This window comes from Candidatus Competibacter phosphatis (genome assembly GCF_012939995.1).
In the GTDB taxonomy this organism is placed as follows: domain Bacteria; phylum Pseudomonadota; class Gammaproteobacteria; order Competibacterales; family Competibacteraceae; genus Competibacter; species Competibacter phosphatis.
In genome coordinates this window covers 16,107-29,987 of the sequence record NZ_SPMZ01000037.1, presented here as the reverse complement: position 1 = coordinate 29,987, position 13,881 = coordinate 16,107, and the positions used below count along the sequence as shown (strand labels likewise).

General features: G+C 62.5%; 14 protein-coding genes. 6 read left to right on the top strand and 8 right to left on the bottom strand.

Annotated features, from left to right (window positions below; all coding sequences use genetic code 11):
* Positions 1-203 precede the first annotated feature (203 nt).
* From E4P82_RS13280 to E4P82_RS13265, 4 genes are read right to left on the bottom strand one after another with little or no spacing between them, the layout of a single operon-like run.
* Positions 204-1,367, bottom strand: coding sequence for a pyridoxal phosphate-dependent aminotransferase (locus E4P82_RS13280; protein WP_420887116.1), 1,164 nt, complete (start codon positions 1,365-1,367; stop codon positions 204-206).
* A 2-nt stretch (positions 1,368-1,369) separates the two neighbouring features.
* A complete protein-coding gene (locus tag E4P82_RS13275) occupies positions 1,370-2,512 on the bottom strand; it encodes a PilT/PilU family type 4a pilus ATPase (RefSeq protein ID WP_169249332.1) in 1,143 nt (380 codons plus the stop codon).
* Between the two features lie 13 nt (positions 2,513-2,525).
* Positions 2,526-3,929, bottom strand: a complete 1,404-nt coding sequence (gene sthA / locus E4P82_RS13270) for a Si-specific NAD(P)(+) transhydrogenase (protein ID WP_169249331.1) — start codon at positions 3,927-3,929, stop codon at positions 2,526-2,528.
* Entirely contained in the window at positions 3,926-4,138 is a 213-nt protein-coding gene (locus E4P82_RS13265) for a hypothetical protein (protein ID WP_169249330.1), read from the bottom strand. Before E4P82_RS13265 ends, sthA begins: the two co-directional genes overlap by 4 nt.
* A 222-nt stretch (positions 4,139-4,360) precedes the next feature.
* Between E4P82_RS13265 and E4P82_RS13260 the strand changes: the two genes are divergently transcribed.
* The 4 genes from E4P82_RS13260 to E4P82_RS13245 all read left to right on the top strand — a co-directional run bounded on the left by E4P82_RS13260 (position 4,361) and on the right by E4P82_RS13245 (position 7,979).
* Positions 4,361-5,128 (top strand): helix-turn-helix domain-containing protein, encoded by a 768-nt coding sequence (locus tag E4P82_RS13260; RefSeq protein ID WP_169249329.1) that lies wholly within the window; start codon positions 4,361-4,363, stop codon positions 5,126-5,128.
* Between the two features lie 11 nt (positions 5,129-5,139).
* Positions 5,140-5,931: a TatD family hydrolase gene (locus E4P82_RS13255; RefSeq protein ID WP_169249328.1), complete on the top strand. Its 792-nt coding sequence runs from the start codon at positions 5,140-5,142 to the stop codon at positions 5,929-5,931.
* Positions 5,906-6,631 carry a tRNA threonylcarbamoyladenosine dehydratase gene (locus tag E4P82_RS13250; protein ID WP_169249327.1) on the top strand — a complete coding sequence of 242 codons (726 nt, stop codon included), beginning with the start codon at positions 5,906-5,908 and terminating at the stop codon, positions 6,629-6,631. The genes E4P82_RS13255 and E4P82_RS13250 overlap by 26 nt, the downstream gene beginning before the upstream one ends.
* A 97-nt stretch (positions 6,632-6,728) precedes the next feature.
* Positions 6,729-7,979, top strand: a complete 1,251-nt coding sequence (locus tag E4P82_RS13245) for an NAD(P)H-dependent flavin oxidoreductase (RefSeq protein WP_169249326.1) — start codon at positions 6,729-6,731, stop codon at positions 7,977-7,979.
* Here the strand turns inward: E4P82_RS13245 and ampD are convergent.
* From ampD to E4P82_RS13230, 3 genes are all read right to left on the bottom strand, one after another.
* A complete protein-coding gene (gene ampD, locus E4P82_RS13240; RefSeq protein WP_169249325.1) occupies positions 7,880-8,446 on the bottom strand; it encodes a 1,6-anhydro-N-acetylmuramyl-L-alanine amidase AmpD in 567 nt (188 codons plus the stop codon). The genes E4P82_RS13245 and ampD overlap by 100 nt on opposite strands.
* 6 nt (positions 8,447-8,452) lie before the next feature.
* Positions 8,453-10,927, bottom strand: a complete 2,475-nt coding sequence (locus E4P82_RS13235) for an EAL domain-containing protein (protein ID WP_169249324.1) — start codon at positions 10,925-10,927, stop codon at positions 8,453-8,455.
* 214 nt (positions 10,928-11,141) lie between these two features.
* Positions 11,142-12,161, bottom strand: coding sequence for a class 1 fructose-bisphosphatase (locus E4P82_RS13230; protein ID WP_169249323.1), 1,020 nt, complete (start codon positions 12,159-12,161; stop codon positions 11,142-11,144).
* 308 nt (positions 12,162-12,469) lie between these two features.
* Between E4P82_RS13230 and E4P82_RS13225 the strand changes: the two genes are divergently transcribed.
* Positions 12,470-12,817, top strand: a complete 348-nt coding sequence (locus E4P82_RS13225) for a phasin family protein (RefSeq protein WP_211203144.1) — start codon at positions 12,470-12,472, stop codon at positions 12,815-12,817.
* 191 nt (positions 12,818-13,008) lie between these two features.
* Here the strand turns inward: E4P82_RS13225 and E4P82_RS13220 are convergent, their stop codons facing one another.
* Entirely contained in the window at positions 13,009-13,398 is a 390-nt protein-coding gene (locus E4P82_RS13220; protein ID WP_169249354.1) for a SirB2 family protein, read from the bottom strand.
* 83 nt (positions 13,399-13,481) lie between these two features.
* On the opposite strand from E4P82_RS13220, the gene E4P82_RS13215 reads away from it, so the two are divergent.
* The gene (locus tag E4P82_RS13215; protein WP_169249321.1) at positions 13,482-13,877 is read left to right on the top strand and encodes a DUF4280 domain-containing protein; all 396 of its coding nucleotides are present in this window, start codon (positions 13,482-13,484) and stop codon (positions 13,875-13,877) included.
* Positions 13,878-13,881 lie beyond the last annotated feature (4 nt).

The following is a 13,881-nucleotide window of genomic DNA, read 5'->3' as shown; positions in this document are numbered from 1 at the left end:
GGGCAAGGACAATGGCGGAACGGCAAGGATCGGATCTTGTTTTTACGTGGGCTCCGGTCAACGGCGGTGGTCACCAACGGCGGCGGTCGGTCTTGTCTTGCGATCGTCAATAAAGTCAGGTTGATTTGGGCAGTCGTCGCCATGGGAATGGACTCACGGCAGACAAGTCCGATTTCGCGATGCGCTGTGTGGTTCCTTGACCTTCACAGCGCCCGTCTCAGCCTTTCCACTCCCTCGGCCAATTGCGGGATGGCGTTGGTGTAGGCGAAGCGGACATGCCGATGCGGTAGATGGCCGCCGAAGTCGATGCCTGGCGTGATGGCGACGCCGGTTTCCTCCAGCAACCGCAGGGCGAAACCATGGCTGTCGTCGGTGAAGCGGCCGCAGTCGGCGTAGAGGTAGAACGCGCCGTCTGGGGTTACGGGGATGCGGAAACCCAGCTCGCGCAGTGCCGGTAGCAGAAAATCGCGCCGGGCCAGGAACTCCCGCCGGCGTGCCTCGAAAATCGCCGCCGCCGCCGGGGTGAAGGCCGCCAGTGCCGCGTGCTGCGCCGGGGTGGACGCCGCCAGGAACAGGTTCTGCGCTAGTTTTTCCACCGTGCCGACAAGATCCTCCGGTGCGACCAACCAGCCCAGCCGCCAGCCGGTCATACCGTAATACTTGCTGAAACTGTTGACCACCAACACTTGATCCGAGTAGGCCAGCGCGGTCTGAACCGGCGCTCCATAGATCAGGCCATGATAGATTTCGTCCATGATCAGCCGTCCGCCGCGTGCTTCGATCGTGGCGACGATGGCCGCCAGTGCTTCAGGGGCGATCGCGGTGCCGGTGGGGTTGGCCGGCGAGGCCAGCAACACCGCCGTCGTCTGTTCATCCCAGTGGCGCTCGACCAGTTCGGCCGTCAATTGGTAGCCGGTTTCCGGTCCGACCGGAACGCCGGTCGCCCGCCCTTCCACCAGTCGGACGAAATGCCGGTTGCAGGGATAGCCGGGATCGGCCAGCAGCACCCGGTCGCCGGGATTGATCAGGGCCGCCGTCGCCAACTGCAGCGCGCCAGACGCGCCAGGGGTGATCAGGATGCGTTGGGCGGGAATCTCGATGCCATATCGTTCCCGGTAATGGTCACTGATCGTTTGGCGCAGTTCCGGCAGGCCGGCGGCGGCGGTGTAGCGGGTGTGGCCTGCCGCCAGCGCCCGCTGGCCGGCGGCGACGATCGGTTCGGCGGTGGGGAAATCCGGCTCGCCGATCTCCATGTGGATGATGGAGCGGCCGGCGGCTTCCAGCTCCTTGGCGCGAGCCAGCAGCGCCATGACGTGAAACGGCGCGATGTCCGTCATGCGGCGGGCGGGCGGCGCGGCCAGCTCGATCTTCAAAACATTCGTCCCGGATTCTCTTCTTCGTCGTGGATGGCCAGATCGGCCAGGTTGGACGACTTGCCGCCGCTGGCTCCCGTGCCTTCGGACAGCCGAATTTGCAGGCCAACGTTGTTTTTGGAGTCGGCGTTCTTGATGGCTTCGTCCTTGGAAATCTTGCCTTCCTTGTACAGCTTGAACAGCGATTGATCGAAGGTCTGCGTGCCCGATTCGGTGGATTGCTCCATGGCGTCCTTGACGTAATCGATCTTGCCTTTCTGGATCAGGTCGGCAATGTAGGGCGTGTTCAGCAGCACTTCCACCGCCGGCACCAGCCCGCCGTTCAGGGCGCGCACCAGCCGCTGCGAGACGATGGCGCGCAGGTTGAGCGACAGGTCCATCAGCAACTGCGGCCGGACTTCCTCGGGGAAGAAATTGACGATGCGCTCCAGGGCGCCGTTGGCGTTGTTGGCATGCAGGGTGGACAGTACCAGATGGCCGGTCTCGGAGAAGGTGAGCACGTATTTCATCACTTCGCGTTCGCGGACCTCCCCGACCAGGATCACGTCGGGTGCCTCGCGCATGGCGCTGCGCAGCGCATGTTCGTAGCTGTGGGTGTCGATGCCGATTTCGCGTTGGGCGACCACCGATTTCTTGTGCTGGTGAGTAAATTCGATGGGGTCTTCGACGGTGATGAGGTGGCCCGGCGCGCTGGAATTGCGGTGGTCGATCATCGCCGCCAGGGTGGTGGATTTACCGGAGCCGGTGGCGCCCACCAGCAGGATCAGGCCGCGTTTTTCCATCACCAGTTGTCGCAACAGGGATGGCAGGCCCAGTTCCTCCACTTGGGGGATGTCACCCTTGATGTAGCGGATCACCATGGACACTTCGCCGCGCTGCTTGAATACGTTGGAGCGGAAGCGGCCGACCCCCTGCAGCGGGATGGCGAAATTCAACTCCCATTCGTGCTCGAATTCCTTGATCTGATCGTCCTTCATGACCGAGTAGGCGATTTCGCGCACCTGGCCCGGCCCGAGCACCTTGTTACCGATCGGACGCACCACGCCGCCGATTTTGATGTTCACCGGGGCGCCGACATGAAAGAACAGGTCGGAGGCGCTTTTATCGACCATCAATTTGAGATACGGGGTGATATCCATGGGTAATCCTTCCTCAGGCCAGCCGATTCAGACCGTTCAGTGCCGCCACCCGGTAAGCCTCGGCCATGGTCGGATAATTGAATGTGGTGTTGACGAAGTACTGAATGTTATTGGCCGTGCCCTGCTGGGCCATGATTGCTTGCCCGATGTGGACGATTTCGGCGGCTTGGTCGCCGAAGCAGTGAATGCCGAGAATTTCCAGGGTATCCCGGTGGAACAGCAACTTGAGCATCCCCACGGTACGGCCGGTGATCTGAGCGCGCGCCAAGCTCTTGAAATAGGCGTGGCCCACCTCGTAGGGTACCCGGGCATCGGTCAGTTCGCGTTCGGTGCGGCCGACCGAGCTGATCTCCGGGGAAGTGTAGATACCGGTCGGGATGTAATCAACCAAGTGATGGTCGCAACTGCCGTGAATCAGGTGGGTGGCGGCGAAGCGGCCTTGATCGTAAGCGGCGCTGGCCAGACTGGGGTAGCCAATCACGTCGCCCACCGCGTAGATGTGGGGCAGGGCGGTGCGGTAGTTGTCGTCCACCTTGATCTGACCGCGGTTGTTCGGGGTGATGCCCAGCTCCTCCAGACCCATGTTCTGGGTGTTGCCGGTGCGGCCGTTGGCCCACAGCAGCACGTCGGCCTTGATTTTCTTGCCGGACTTGAAATGCGTCAGCACGCCGTCCGCCAGCCCTTCCACCACTTCGTATTCTTCGTTGTGGCGGATCATGACGCCCTGATCGCGCAGGTGGTAGCTGAGGGCGTGGGCGATTTCGTCGTCGAGGAAGGACAGCAGTTGGGAGCGGGTGTCCACCAGATCGACCTTGCAGCCCATGTTGCGGAAGATGCTGGCATACTCGCAGCCGATCACACCCGCGCCGTAGATCAGGATCGAACGCGGGGTGGTGGACATGCTGAGGATGGTGTCGCTGTCGAAGATGCGCGGGTGATTGAAGTCGATGTCGCGCGGCCGGAACGGATGCGAGCCCGAGGCGATGATGAAGGCATCGGCGCTGAGGACGACCGGCTCGATGGTGCCACCGGCCCGCACTTCCAGGGTGTGGGCATCGAGAAACCGGGCCTGGCCGTGCCGTAGCTGGATGCGATTGCGTTCGTAGAAATCCCGGCGCATGGCGGTCTGGCGGGCGATCACCGATTCGGCGGAGCGCAGCAGGTCGGGGTAGGATAGCTTGAGGGAGGAGCCGAGCGCGTTGCGGAACGCCGGGCTGGTGTTGAATTCCAGCATTCGATTGATGGAGTGGCGCAGCGCCTTGGACGGGATGGTGCCCCAGTGCGTGCAGCCGCCGCCGACCAAGTGGTGTTTCTCGATCACCGCCACCGACTTGCCTTCTTTGGCGGCTTTCATCGAGGCGCCTTCTCCTCCCGGGCCGGTGCCGATCACGATGACATCATGGTTTTGGTCGTTCATTGGTCGCGCTCGTCGGTGTTGGTGGCGAAAAAGCGGGAATCGCCTGCATGGATCTTTACTTTCCGAGCCGATAGTTTAGACCCTTTTACATCTGCGCAAAAAGGACCTTGACCAGGTTTGGCGCGGTCGTGACGGCGCTGGAAAGGCTCTTCCCGCGCGACCAGGATCGCCGCCGTCTTCTTGCCGATGAGCATGGCGGAAGGCGTCACTGGCGATAGACTCCGGGTTGTGTCGGGAAAGGGGTTTCTCGAAAATGGCGGCGATTTGTCGGAACTGGCTAGCCTCGCGCCGGAACACTACACTTCCGTGACAGTCCACTGACGGGCGAGGGCCATTCGGCGGTGGAAACGACCGACTTCCCGTGGCAAGCGGCCTGGTGCAAGAGATCAATCCGCACCTTGATCCGTCATGATCACCGAGAAAGCAATCCATTGAGCAAGTTGTTTATTTGGAAAAACCGCGCTTTATTCATGGGGTATCTGCCGGATATCTCCGAGCACCGCTTGGGTTCGGCGGCGTTGTGCGTGGGCATCGACCAGCCGTTTCGCGTATTGGAAAGCGAAAGCGACGGTTGGCGAGAAAGTCGCGGTGTGTTGGTGCCGCCAGGGTGCCTGCACGAAATCCGGGTCGGCGGCGCTCTCATGGCGATCCTGTTCATCGAGCCGGAGAGTTCGGATTACCCGGCGATCCAGAACCTCATGCTCGACGGCGAATGGCAATGCCTGTACGGCCTGGCCCACGAAGACGAGGTGCTGGCGGTCCTGAGCGAGGCTTGGGCGCGTCAGCCGGACGCCGCCGTCATTCACGATCTGCTGGAGCGTCTGATTCCGCCACCACGGCCCGAGGACCGTCCTCGGCCGCTGGACGGACGCATCCAGCGGGTGATCCGGCTGATGAAGGACGATCTTGCCAGCGGTTACTCGATGAACGAACTGGCCGAGCATGTGAACCTGTCGCCGACCCGGCTGGTGCATTTGTTCAAGGAGGAAGTCGGCGTGCCGATCCGCCGCTTTCGGCAGTGGCACCGGATGCGGGTGGTGGCGGCGCTGATCGCCCAGGACAGTACGCTGACCGATGCGGCGCTGGGTGTGGGTTTCGCCGATTCCTCGCACTTCAGCCGGGCTTTTCGCAATATGTTCGGCATCACTCCTTCCTCGGTGTTCGGCCGTGCCGCCAACGTGCGGATCGTGATCGCCTGAGCTACGTTCCCATGCCCATCCTGATCGATAGTCATACTCATTTCGACGACGTCAGTTTCGATGGCGACCGCGACGCCGCTTATCAGCGGGCGCGGGCCGCCGGAGTGGAGGCGCAAGTGCTGGCGGCGGTCAGCGCCCGACTGTGGCCGAAGCTCCGGGCGGTCGCGGCGCGTTATCCGGGGCTGTATCCCAGCTATGGCTTGCACCCGGCCTATCTGGCCGAGCACCGGCCCGAGCATCTGGATGCGCTGGCGGACTGGGTGGTTCGGGAAAAGCCCACCGCCATCGGCGAGATCGGGCTGGATTACTATCTGCCCGACCTTGATGCCGGCGCGCAAGCCGAGTATTTCACCGGACAACTGCGACTGGCCCGCCGTCACGATCTGCCGGTGATCATTCACGCCCGTCACGCGGTGGATCAGGTCATCAAGTACCTGCGGCGTTTTGCCGGCGTGCGCGGAGTGGTGCACAGCTTCTCCGGTAGCGAGGCCCAGGCTCGGCGATTGCTCGATCTGGATTTCCTGCTCGGCTTCGGTGGGCCGCTGACCTATTCGCGCGCCACCCGGCTGCGTGGCCTGATCCGTTATCTGCCGTTGGACGGTTTCATATTGGAGACCGATTCACCCGACCAGCCGGCGAGCGCGCATCCGGGCCAGCGCAACGAGCCGGCCTTCCTGCCGGAAGTGCTGGCCTGCGTCGCCGAACTGCGCGGGGCCGATCCGACCGAGGTTGCCGCCGCCACCAGCGCCAATGCCCGCCGGTTGTTCGGAATTCCCGATGCCGTACCCTCAGGCTCGCACTGAGATCCTGATCGGCGCCGCTGGGCTGGCCCGGTTGCGGGCGGCGCATGTGCTGGTGGCGGGACTGGGCGGGGTCGGCGGTTACGCCGCCGAGGCGTTGGGTCGAGCCGGCATCGGCCGTTTGACCCTGCTGGATCACGACGTGGTGTCGCCCTCCAATCTCAACCGCCAATTGCTGGCGCTGCATTCCACCCTCGGTCGACCCAAGGTCGAGCTGATGGCTGAGCGGCTGCGCGATATCGATCCCACTCTCGAGCTGACCCTGCTTGGCGAGTTTCTCCAGCCGGAGGCGGCTGAAGCCCTGCTGACCGCCGCGCCTTATGACTACGTCGCTGACTGCATCGACAGTATCGCTTGCAAGGCGGCGCTGGTGGCATCCTGCCAACGTCGGGGCGTACCGGTGATTTCGGCGCTGGGGGCGGGTAATTGTCTGGACGTGACTCGGGTGCGGGTGGCGCCATTGAACCAGACCCAGATGTGTCCGCTGGCTCGCGAGTTGCGTCGTCGCTTGCGGGTACTGGATGCGCCGCTGAATTATCCCGTGATCTACAGCGACGAGCCGCGCCGCCCGCCGCTGCCGCATCAGCCGGTCAGCGGCGATACGCCGGGTCGACCGCGCGCGGTGAACGGGACGATTTCCTACCTGCCGGCGCTGTTCGGAGTGATGCTGGCGGGCTTCATCGTCCGCCGGCTGCTGGGATGAAGGATGAGCGCGGCGCTTGAAGACGTTAAGATGATTCCAGCCCGGTCCTCACCGGGTTGCCCATTTACGCTAACGCCTCTGTGACGAGCTGCCATTCATGAACTGGTCCCATACCGCGCTTACCGAACGACTCGACCTCCGCTATCCGATCATTCAGGCACCGCTGGCCGGTGGTCCCGGTACCCCGCAACTGGCGGCGGCGATTAGCAACGCCGGCGGCTTGGGGTCATTGGCGGGCGGCTATCCGCAGCCCGAAGCCTTGCGGCAAGCCATCGCCGAGATGCGTGCCCTCACCGACCGGCCGTTTGCCGTCAACCTGGCGCTGGGCGGCGCGGCCCCCGGCGACCCCGCCCGCCTCGCCCGTGCCCGCGAATTGCTGGCTCCATACCGGGCCGAACTGGGGCTGCCGCCGGAATCGCCCATGCCGCCGGAACCGCCGGCATTCGAAGAACTGCTGGATGTGGTGATGGAAGAACGGGTGGCGGCGGTCAGCTTTATTTTCGGCGCGCCGGATACCGTGTATCTGGATCTGTTGCGGGATGCCGGAATTGTCACTTTCGGTACCGCCACCCACCTGCTGGAAGCGATCGTGCTGGAGGAGAGCGGGGTGGATTTTATCGTCGCCCAGGGCGCCGAGGCCGGTGGCCATCGCGGTACCTTCATCGGTCACCCGGAGCAGGGGTTGGTCGGTATCCTGACCTTGGTACCGTTGCTGGCCAAGCACATCAGGGTGCCCATCGTCGCCGGCGGCGGCATCATGGACGGGCGCGGCATCGCCGCCGCCCGGATATTGGGCGCGGCGGGCATCCAGATGGGTACCGCCTTCCTGGCTTGCCCGGAAAGCGGCGCGTCTCCCGCCTACAAGGCGCTGCTGAGCGAAGGCAGCGAAATCGCCACCACCCTGAGTCGCGTGTTCACTGGCCGCGTTGGTCGGGTATTGCGCAACCGCTTGGTCAACGAACTGCACTCGCACGAAGCCGATCTGCCCGGTTTCCCGCTGCAATTGTTCTTGACCGAGAAACTGCGTCAGGTCGCCGCCGAGCGGGATCTGACCGATTTCATGGCCTTGTGGGCCGGGCAGGGTTGCCATTTGAGCGAGAGCCGGCCAGCGGCCGAGTTGATCGCGGCTTGGGCGGAACAGGCGGCGACATTGCTGGGGGGGCGAAGAGGCGCCGCAGGAGTTGGCGGCGGCGGAACCCGTCGACCGGGCAGCGCCGGCGGCCGAGAGTCCCCCCGATCCGGCCTGCTTCATTTAGCGGCGCTGGTCTCTCCCAGCAACCGGCGCAGCCTGGTCCAGTCGAACGCCGGCCCCGGATCGGTCTTTCGGCCCGGCGCGATGTCGGCATGACCGGCCAGCCGTTTCGGCGCGATGGTGGGGTAGGCCGCGCGCAGGGTAGTGATGAGGGCCGCCAGTATCGGGTACTGACGCTCGTCGTAGGGTAGGTGGTCGGTGCCTTCCAGTTCGATGCCGATGCTGAAGTCGTTGCAACGATGGCGGTTGCGGTAAGCTGACTCACCGGCGTGCCAGGCCCGGTGTTGGAACGGTACGTACTGTACGATTTCGCCGTCCCGCCGAATCAACAGGTGTGCCGACACGCGCAGTCCGACGAGGGTTCGAAAATAGGGATGCGCGTTGGGGTCGAGCGTGTTGGCGAACAGCGCGTCGATCCACGACCCGCCGAACTCGCCGGGCGGCAGGCTGATCCCGTGGATCACGATCAGGTCGATCACCGAGCCGGCCGGTCGGTCGTCGTGGTTGGGCGAGGGCGCTTGGCGCGCAACGTCCAGCAGTCCCGTGCTCAGATCGACCCGCATCGCCGGTCACAGCACCGTTTGATCGAAATCGTAGCTCATGTCGGTGTGCGGCCGTTGCAGGAAATAACCCTGGACGAAATCGATGCCGCATGACCACAGCACCGGCAGATTGCTCGCATCCTCGATGCCGGTGATGATGGTGGTCACGCCCAGCGTGGCCAACTCGCGCGTCATCTGCCCAAGCTGTTGCTGGCGTGCCTTGTCATTGAGCAGGTCCTGGGTGAACCGGGGAGCCAGCTTGACGTAATCGGCCTGCAGGAGTTGCACGAGCGCCTGCGCGCGTTCGTGGCCGCTGAAATGGTCAAGCGAGAGGCCGCAGCCCAGTTGCTTGAGCTTTCGTAAAAAGGGCAGCAGCGCCTGCCGGTTGAGTTCGGCGGTGGTTTCGGCGATCTCGAACACCAGGTTGGCGGCCGGCACGCCGGTTTTTTGCAGGCCGCTGTGTAGCCAGTCCGGGAGTTCGTCGTCTTGCAGGATGGTGGGGGAAATATTGATGAACAGAACCGCCGAATGACCACGCATCTGCCGCTCGCGTAGCATGCGGATGGAGTGGGCGATGACCCAGCGGTCGAGGACCATGCCGATCCGGTGGCGCTTGACCAGACTGAATATGGTTTCTGGCAGCAATTCCCAGCCTTCGCGGTTGCGCATCCGCAGCAGCACTTCATAGCGCTCGGTGGTATCGCCGCGCAGGCTGACCACCGGCTGGAACAACAGATTCATCCGCTGCTGTTGCACGGCTTCGCGGATCTCCTCCAGCAAGCGACGCTGCCGCGGGTGGTCCGCCTCCTGTTCGGCGCTCTGACCGTGCTGGACGAGGATCCGCATATCCTTGCTATCCCGGGCCATGCCGCAGGCCATGTCGGCTTGCTGGATCAGGAGGGCGGTTTCGCGCAGGGTGGGGGTAGCCACGCTGATGCCGATGCTGGTGCGCAGTTGAAAGCCCTCGCTGTTGAAGGGGTAGGCATCGGTTTCCAGTGCCCCCTGCACCGCGTGTGCCGTGGCCAGCAGTGCTTCCTGGCTGGTGAAGCTCAGCAGGACCGTGAAGACGGCGTTGCCGAACCGGGCCGCGATCGGGTCGGGGCCCAGAGCGGTTTGCAGACGTTTGGCGGCTTGTTCGACGATCTCGTCAGCCGTGGCCACATCATGGCTTTCGATCACATGCAGGTTGTCCAGGGAGATCAGCATGATCGCCACCGGCTGGGTATTGGCCTCGGCGGTGATCAGTGCTCGTTCCAGGTGGGCGAGGAAGTACGGACGGTTGTACAAGCCACTGACGGTATCCCGGTGGCTGATCTGGCTCAGCTTGCGGTACAGGCCGTGCCGCTGCCGCAAGCGCTTGGCGACGGCCGCGAACAGTAGTTCCGGGTTCAGGGACTTGCCGAGCAGGGCCTCGCCGCTCAAGCTGGTGGCCGATAGTCGCTCGCTGCTATCAGCGCGCTCCGACAGCAAGATCAGCGGGAGTTCGCGCAACAGTTCGTGTTGCTGGATGGCCTGGGCCAACGTCAATCCATCGGTTTCCTTTAAATCGATATTGAGAATCAATAGGTTGGGTCGAAAGTTGGCGATGGCTTGCAGGATCTGCAGCGGTTGGGCGAGGACCTGCGTCGCCATGCCGCGGCTATCCAGCCAGCGCGCGATTTCGCGGGCGGCGAGCAGCGCGTCGTCAACGATCAGGATGCGGTGATTGGACGTTCTCAGCACTCGCTCGTTCAGGATTTCCAGCAACAGGGCGATATCCACCGGCTTGATGAAGTAGCCGGACCCGCCGGTTTCCACCGCATCGAGCCGGGCGGCGATGTCGCCACGGTCGGCCAAGAAAAAGAGGGGGGATTCCGGAGCCAACAATTGCCTCAGGGTTTTGATCTGTTCCAGCGGGGGTTGGTGGTCGGCGACGAAATCCAGGTCGATGATCAGGGCGGCCGGCTGTTCGGACTGCGCCAGCAGCGCGCGGACTTCGGCCAGAGTGGCGCAGCGCCGGACCTGAAAGCCGCCCCGTTGTTCGATCTTGCGCGCCAGCCCGTTCGCCGAGTCGGGTGCCACCAACCACAGCTTCGGGGTCGAGGTTCCGCCGGTCGTCGGCTGCGGCCGTTCGCTCTTTTCCCACCGGGAAAACAGCGGCACGGTGCGGGGTTCGGTCGGTTTTTGCGTAACTGGATCGATCCGGCCTGGATCGCCGTCAGAGAGAGGTGCCGCGCGGCAGAGTGCGTCCACGATGGCGATCAGGCGCTCACGCTCGGCCCCCTTGGGCAAATCACCTTTATCCAGACATTCGCTGAGCTGTTGTTCGAGCCGTTCGGCCAATACCACGACCTTGTGATGCTCGGGCCGTGGGCGGGCCAGCGCCAGGACATCCTGCGTCGCTCGCAGCAGTAGCACGAAAAACTCCCGGCTCCATTTGATGTAAACGAGCTTCTCGGCGAGTTCCTCGATACGCTTGAGTTTGCCGGCGAGCGGTACTGGACGGGAAGGCGTCGGTTCCATGCAATTATCTCTGCAAGATCGAGAGGCGGAAAATCGTGGGTGGTTTACATCGGAATTACCTGTTCATAATAGCTATAGATGATGGAGCGGGGTAGTGTAAGAGACCGAAGCGAAGACACCGGATTTCTCGGCTCGAATCTTGTCGCCACCGGAAGGAATCTTGGCCCCTCGCCCGTCCGATCGCGAGGATGAGACGGGCGGGTAGCCGTGCGAGCTATTGTGCTTCGAGATGGTAGGAGACGATGCGCTCGACTTCGCTCTTGGATCCCATGATCACCGGGCAGCGTTGATGCAGGTTGGTCGGTTGCAATTCCATGATCCGCTGGGTACCGGTGCTTGCCAGTCCGCCGGCTTGCTCGACGACGAAGCTCATCGGATTAGCCTCGTACAGCAGGCGTAATTTGCCCTCCTGGTTTTTGGCGCGCAGCTTGCGGTCGGTCGGATAAAGGAACACGCCGCCGTTGATCAGTACCCGGTGGATGTCGGCGATCATCGCGCCGGCCCAGCGCATGTTGAAATCCTTGCGCCGTGGCCCTTCCTTGCCGGCCAGGCATTCGTCGATGTAGCGCCGCACCGGCGGATCCCAAAACCGCATGTAGGCGGTGTTGATGGAAAAATCCTGGGTTTCTTCCCGGAGTCGCATGTTGGGGTTGGTCAGGATGAACTCGCCGATACGCTGGTCCAGGGTGAAGCCGTTGACGCCGTGGCCGGTGGTGAGCACCATCATGGTGGATGGTCCGAATAGTGCGTAACCGGCGCAAACCTGTCGGACGCCCGATTGCAGGAAGTCTTCTTCGGTCGGCTCGCCGGTCGCGCCCTCGGGTCGGCGCATGATCGAAAAGATGGTGCCGACCGGGCCGTTGACGTCGGTATTGGTGGAGCCGTCCAGCGGATCGAACACCAGCAGATACTTGCCTCGCGGGTACTGGGTCGGTAGATGGTAGACGTCGGCCATTTCCTCGGAGGCCATGGCGGCGACGTGTCCGGCCCATTCGTTGCGATTGATGAATATGTTGTTGGAGATCACGTCCAGCTTTTTCTGCGTCTCGCCCTGGATGTTCTCGGTATCGGCGGCGCCGAGCACGCCGACCAGGCTGCCGTAGCGGACCGCGCTGGAAATGGCCTTGCAAGCGATGACGATATCGTTGATCAGGGCGGTGAAGTCGCCCGAGACGCCCTTGATGCGCCGCTGTTCTTCGATGAAGTATTCGGTGATGGTAGTGCCGATGGGCATGACGGTGTTCCTGGGTTGATTAAACAAATACGGCGCGGCGATTCCTGATGTCCGCACCGGCCAAGCTCCGCGCCGATTATATCATTTAGCATAAAAAATAATATGGTTTTATGGAGGCTGCGAACGCTTCGTGACCTTGGTCTCGCGTGGGTCGCAATAGGGATGGAACTCTTACAATGCAATGATTTATATAATAAAGTGTGGATCGCGCATACCCTTATGCAGGGCATGGAATTTATTGTCGCGACGCAACATTTTTTGTTATACTTCATCCCAGTCATTTCGAAAAACCGGATTGGGAGGATGTCATGAACGAGGGTTCTGTTGGGTTTACCGAGCTATTCAGACCTTGGGTTGCATCCTTGACCAGGGCCAATCAATCCATGGCCGGACAATTGGAAAAGTGGGTTGGGTTCCAGATGGACAGCCTGAGAGCCTATGTCGATCTGGGCGTTGCCCAAGCCAAGGTGGCCCTGAAGGTGATCGATCCTCACAGCTTGCACGAGTTCGCCGATAGCCAGTTCGCGGTGGCCAGTTTCGTGGGACACCGCATCGCGGACGATGGCCGCCTGTTGGCCGAATGGAGCACGGACTGCTGTAATCAGTCCAATCGTTTGGTACGGCAGAACATGTTGAGCGTGCTGTTCAAGGATTGATCGCCGTTGCGATCGAGTTCCTCGCCAAAAAAGCGCCGCCGCGATGCGGCGCTTTTTCGTTGTGGGAACCGCGACCATCGCATCCGCGCGGGTTCCCGAGCGGCGCGAAGCCATGCGCTGCAATCCGATACCGGGTCGGATGATCGACGAATCCCGTCACGGCGCCTTGGCTGGCGTCACCCCAAGTGGAGTTACAACAGCCACGACAGAAAGCCCGACGGAGCATGAGTCATGGCGACGCTGACGATGTAGCCGAATGTTGCCAGCGCCAAAATCCAGGCGGCGGCGCGGATCGGTTTGGTCGGGCCGCGCTTGAGGGCGATGCTGCCGAGGATGATGTAGGCCGTCAGTCCCAGCACCTTGGCGGTCAGCCAGCCGTGTACGAACGGGTATTGATGCAGGATCAGCACTAGCCCGATGGCGCTGGTCAGCAATACGGCGTCGATGACGTGCGGCACGATCCGTACCCAGCGCCGCCGCGATTGCGGGGAGTCGGTCAGTATCCAAAGCCCGCGCAGCACGAATAACGCCAGACTCAAGACCACCGTGGTGATATGCAGATGTTTGAGGGCAAGATACAGGGCGTTGGTCCTCCACGGCTGGTGGGTGGGTAGGCTATAGTTTAACGAACATCTGGTATTGGCTATTCCCGCGAGGTGAGCATATGTCCATGCATGTTTGTAACGGTGCCATGTTGAAATGCACATTTGCTTTTCCGCCGGGGATCAGTACGCTTGTCGTGCTGCCGCAAAACAGAGTGATGACCAGCAACATGCCGGCGGCGAATATTATGGACAACAAACCGATGGTCAACATCATGACGTTCGGCGCGTGCATGAGTCTGGCTAATCCAACGGTGGCGACGGCCACCGCGGCGGCGATGGGCGTGCTGACCCCGATGCCCTGCATTCCCGTTACTCCGGCGCCGTGGGTGGTGGGGTCGCCGACCGTGCTGCTGGGCAATATGCCGGCGCTCAACAACACTTCGACCTTGATGTGTATGTGGGCGGGCGTGATCACGGTGCTTCAGCCGGGGCAGTTCACCGAGATGATTCCCTGAAGCG